The sequence below is a fragment of the Cryobacterium sp. M15 genome, assembly GCF_002929675.1.
Classification (GTDB): Bacteria; Actinomycetota; Actinomycetes; order Actinomycetales; family Microbacteriaceae; genus Cryobacterium; species Cryobacterium lyxosi.
This window is the reverse complement of record NZ_PJJW01000013.1, coordinates 1-4,330: the sequence shown is the minus strand read 5'-3', so window position 1 is coordinate 4,330 and position 4,330 is coordinate 1. Positions and strand designations below refer to the sequence as shown.

Genomic DNA, 4,330 nt, shown 5'->3' with positions numbered 1-4,330 from the left:
GCCTACGTGCTGCTCGCCTCCGACGAGGGATCGTACATCTCCGGCGCGGTCCTGCCGGTCACCGGCGGCAAGGGCCTCTAGGCCGTGTTGAATAAGTCGGTGTTGATCCAGATCAACGTGGCGGCGAGGGTGATACCGACTTGGTAGTTGCGGGCCGTCTTGTCGGAGCGCATGGCGATTCCTCGCCAGTTCTTGAGCCGGTTGAAGCTGCGCTCGACGACATTGCGGCCCTTGTAGATCTCGGCATCGAATTCGGTCGGTCGGTCGGCCGCCGGCCGAGCACTTGTTCGCCCGGTTCTGCCTCTGGTCGGCCCGGTCGGGAATCGTTGACTTGATCCCGCGCGAGGCCAGATAGGCCCGGTTGGCCCGCGATGGGTAGCCCTTGTCGGCGAGGACCCGCTCGGGCCGTGTCCGGGGTCGCCCTGCGCCTTCTCGCGGGACGTGAATGCGTTCGATCGTGTCGGCGAGCATCGTCGTGTCGTTGATGTTCCCCGGCGTCAGCACCACGCTCAACGGCCGCCCCCGACCATCGGCAACCAGATGGATTTTGCTGGTCAGACCGCCTCGGGAGCGGCCGATCGCATGATCAGGCGGCTCCTCGCCCAGAATCCTGTAATTCCATCCCGCCCCCTGTGGTGCGCGTAAGGGTCGCGCCGTGCTGGTGCACCCGGGTAATCGTCGAGTCGATCGAGACGACCCAGTCCAGCTTCCCCAGCAGATCGCTGCGAGACTGCACGGCCGTCAAAATCCTCTGCCAGGTGCCGTCCTTGGCCCACCGGTCAAACCGTTTGAACACGGTATTCCACGGCCCGAACCGCTCCGGCAGATCACGCCAGGGCGAACCCGTGCGAAACCGCCACGCGATCCTCTCGACGACCATCCGGTGATCCAGCCAAGGCCGGCTTCGCCCTTGGACCTGCGGCAGCAACGGCTTGATCATGGCCCACGCCTCATCAGAAACCACATCACGCTCATGCATAATCCATGGTGGCCCAGACGCACCCGAAATCACTTGATCAACACGCCCTAGCCACCTAACTTGCAACCGTACGCAACCGCACAATCACCCAAGGAGCAGAACCCATGTCAACTCAGCGCACGATCACTGGGAACCTCGCCGCCGACGTCGACGTAGTGAAGGCCGGCAGTCTCAACATCACGAAATTTCGAGTCATCGAGAACACGGGGGAGTACCGCGCCGGAAGGTACATGGAGCACGTTGACCCGACGACGCATTTCGTTGAAGCCAAGTTCGAGCTCGGCGAGAACGCAGCGGCCACGCTTCATAAGGGGGATGCGGTGATCGTCGTCGGCCGAGAGTACACCAACAGCTGGGGCCCCGAAGGATCCAAGACCTACGGTCGCGTCATCGACGCCGACTACATCGGCGCCGACCTGAGCCGCGCCGTCGCGCAGATCCGCCGTAACAGCAAGCCCGACCAGGACTAGCCACTTCGGCTGGCAACAGCCAAGCAGCTAGCACTACCCAATGCAACGAAGAAGTGGCACTCGCGGTCCAGCGTGGAGACCACGCGCACGATGCTCTATGACTACTTAGTCACGTGACCAGGACGGCCAAGCTGCCGATAACCGAATAATCACTTCTCGATTGACCCGGCTTCACCGGGCCACGAGCCCATAAGCAACGCCGACAATGAGTACACACTTCGCGAGGGCGCGAAGCTGCGTGGGGGAGTGCGCGGCGCGCTAATTCCGTGTGGGTCGCGGCGCCCGGGCTTCAGCGCGGTCAGCGCGGGTGCGCTGTTCACGTTCGCTCGTGCGCGACACCTCAAGGTCTGCGCGCACCTAGGTGAGTTGCTGCTCAAGGGAGTCCTTCACATTGGTGACGCGCTGCTCGGCGTAAGAACGCTCCCGCGCAACCTCGGCCGCCGCGTTGTCGCGTTCGCTCGTGACCGTCGCCAGACGCCCCGTGAGCACGAGAGCTTCCTCGCGGGCGCTTTCGCGTTCCTCCCGGACTTGGTCGAGCCGGCCGCGGGTGCTCGCGGCCTCCGCCTCGGCCCGCTCAGCTCGCGCCACGGCTGCGTCTGCCTGCGCGAACGCGTCGCGCGAGGCCGCTAGTGCCTCGTCCTTGACCGCTAATGCCGATGTGATGAGATTTCGGGCCTCCGATAGCTGAGCCAGCCGCGCGTTACTCGGTCGCGGCCAGGATGCCGCGGAGCTCGTCGACAAGAGTGGTAGACTTCTCGGCCGCCGCGTCGGTCTCAGCGCGCTCGGCTTCCATACGGCCCGATTTGATGCAACCCTGACGCAGCGCGGATGGGGCAAACGAAACATTTCTATTTCGCGCCTAATCGATGACAAGCCGCTTCACGTCACCAAAGGCCATGAAATCGACATGTTCAGCGACGGCGGGATCAATGACCCTATCCCGGTATCGGTGTCGAGATGGAGTGGAACAACAAGGATCCGTTCTATGATCGTGACCTGTTGAACTTCCAGGCTCTGCATCGCGAAGGGGCGCTGGCGGTCGGAGTGATCGTCACCCGCGGGCTCGAATTGCAGCGTTTTATGGACCCTGTTATCTGCACAAGCCCCACTGCGACTGGCGTGAAGTTTGGCCAGTCAAGTACCCACTGGAACAAGCTCATTCCTCGGGTCAATTTAGGGGGCGGTGGCGAGTGTCCACTCATTCTCATCGGCCTTGAGCCGCCCCGTGTCACCGGCTTCGAATCGGTGGAATTGGCATTCGAAGTCGGCGTCAAGCTCCCCTAACTAGATACCGCGACCGCGCCGCGAGGTCGAATGTCTGCACCGGCACGGTCGAGCAGCGCTCTCACGCGCGTTATCGAGAACCCCGTTTCTGCAGCAATATCTCGGATGGAAAACCCGAGACGTTCGTACATGTCATGCAAGTCAGCGGCTAGCGCATCCGCTTCTATGTCAGGGATGCGCTCATACTTAGCAAGTTCCGGGACATCTGCTCCCGGGCGTTCGATGGCGCCGCCCCCGTAGCCCTTGGACGGGATTAGCTGCTGCACGAGAGCAGCGGTGGTCGTCTTCCCGACGCCATGAGTGCCATTCAGCCATATGATCATCGGCCCATGCTAGCGATACCGCTTCCACGTGCCCGTAAGCCGGCCGCTATCGCTCGTCGCTCGCCGGCGGCAAGCTGCTCGTCTTGCTCGGTACAGAACTGTTGAATACCTCCAAGATTGCGATCTTGCCCGAAACTAATCGTTTGCGGACTGCTCTCAACCGAGCTAGCAGGAGCGCGAGTTTTCGCGGGTGGCGACGTGTTCAAAACTCGTTGCCGAAATCAAAGCTGCCGAAAGCCAGCCCTGTACGTTTTGATGGGGCACCGTCAGTGAACGAGCCGTCTCCGGAAGCGGCGATGGCGGGCACTGCGCCACCGTCACATTGGACAGTTTTTGCTGGGTTTGAGAGACTCAGAATATGTGACGGGTTATGTGACAAATTTTGTATGGAGTGAGGGTACGATCGAATTGTCACGTAATCGAACGTATTGATGACACGTGTCGAGCATGGGTTGAGCGCCTGTTAGCCGGACCCTCAACGGGACAAAGTGTGCAAGCGATTAGTCGACTGTATAGGCGGACAGAACCGATGCTTCCCCACGACGTCTCCTGCTTCATGGGCTTCCTCATCCGAGTTATGGAACCGGTTGCCCGATCCGCACGGCCGCTCCGTTGCGTCGCCGTTCCGTGACGCCACCGGGGCGGATCATCGACACAGCACGTGTCCGATACCGTGGTGATGGCCGGAGCCCAAAAGCAAATAGTTGCGATTGCCTGTCCGCCCGATGACTGCAAATGGTAGCTCTAAAAATTTTATCTACCTCCCCGACGAAGGATATTCTTGACTTCTAGAACACTCAGGCTCTCTTGGGGGCTATGGTGCACAGCTCACAATCAGCAAGTTCTCACTGGGACAGGGTGCGTTTATCGCGACCAGAAAACACCAGGTGCCACTCGAGCGCCTAAACGATCCACGTGCAATGATCAATCTGTTTGTGGGGATGCAATTGCCACTGTTTGTCGGTGTACTCATCGGAATCTGGGTCAAATCAGCCACTTCCAACGAACCGTATTTCGTGATCCTCGGGCCTTACCTTCTCCTCACTTGGCTGCCTACGGCACTCGTCCTCGCGCTCGTGGGAACCATCATGTATAGACGCGCGAAACGGAAATGCGCTTCACGAGAGAAAGAATAAGGTGAGTGAATGCAGCACCTATAACACCGTGCTGGTGCGAACCCGCGAACGGACACCCTAAGCCTCGATCTACCGGTTCGCCTTGAGTGAGCGGCGTCGCTGGATTCTGAGCGGTGTTGTGGTGGTGGGCGCGGCGAA

At 60.6% G+C, this 4,330-nt stretch carries 5 protein-coding genes and 1 pseudogene; 2 read left to right on the top strand and 4 right to left on the bottom strand.

Annotation, left to right across the window (positions count from 1 at the left end; genetic code table 11):
• Positions 1-77: 77 nt before the first annotated feature.
• Both CXY83_RS17920 and CXY83_RS17915 read right to left on the bottom strand, forming a co-directional pair.
• Positions 78-540 (bottom strand): annotated as a pseudogene (locus tag CXY83_RS17920) (IS5 family transposase).
• A 46-nt stretch (positions 541-586) separates the two neighbouring features.
• Positions 587-940 carry an IS5 family transposase gene (locus CXY83_RS17915; protein WP_233200483.1) on the bottom strand — a complete coding sequence of 118 codons (354 nt, stop codon included), beginning with the start codon at positions 938-940 and terminating at the stop codon, positions 587-589.
• 143 nt (positions 941-1,083) lie between these two features.
• On the opposite strand from CXY83_RS17915, the gene CXY83_RS00170 reads away from it, so the two are divergent.
• Positions 1,084-1,449, top strand: a complete 366-nt coding sequence (locus CXY83_RS00170; protein ID WP_104195433.1) for a single-stranded DNA-binding protein — start codon at positions 1,084-1,086, stop codon at positions 1,447-1,449.
• A 357-nt stretch (positions 1,450-1,806) separates the two neighbouring features.
• Here the strand turns inward: CXY83_RS00170 and CXY83_RS00165 are convergent, their stop codons facing one another.
• On the bottom strand, positions 1,807-2,190 hold the full coding sequence (locus CXY83_RS00165; protein ID WP_104195432.1) for a hypothetical protein: 384 nt from the start codon (positions 2,188-2,190) through the stop codon (positions 1,807-1,809).
• A 204-nt stretch (positions 2,191-2,394) separates the two neighbouring features.
• On the opposite strand from CXY83_RS00165, the gene CXY83_RS00160 reads away from it, so the two are divergent.
• Positions 2,395-2,733 carry a BglII/BstYI family type II restriction endonuclease gene (locus tag CXY83_RS00160; RefSeq protein ID WP_369831102.1) on the top strand — a complete coding sequence of 113 codons (339 nt, stop codon included), beginning with the start codon at positions 2,395-2,397 and terminating at the stop codon, positions 2,731-2,733.
• On the opposite strand, the gene CXY83_RS17910 is transcribed toward CXY83_RS00160, so the two are convergent.
• Positions 2,730-3,056, bottom strand: a complete 327-nt coding sequence (locus CXY83_RS17910) for a helix-turn-helix domain-containing protein (protein WP_233200482.1) — start codon at positions 3,054-3,056, stop codon at positions 2,730-2,732. The genes CXY83_RS00160 and CXY83_RS17910 overlap by 4 nt on opposite strands.
• Positions 3,057-4,330: the final 1,274 nt, after the last annotated feature.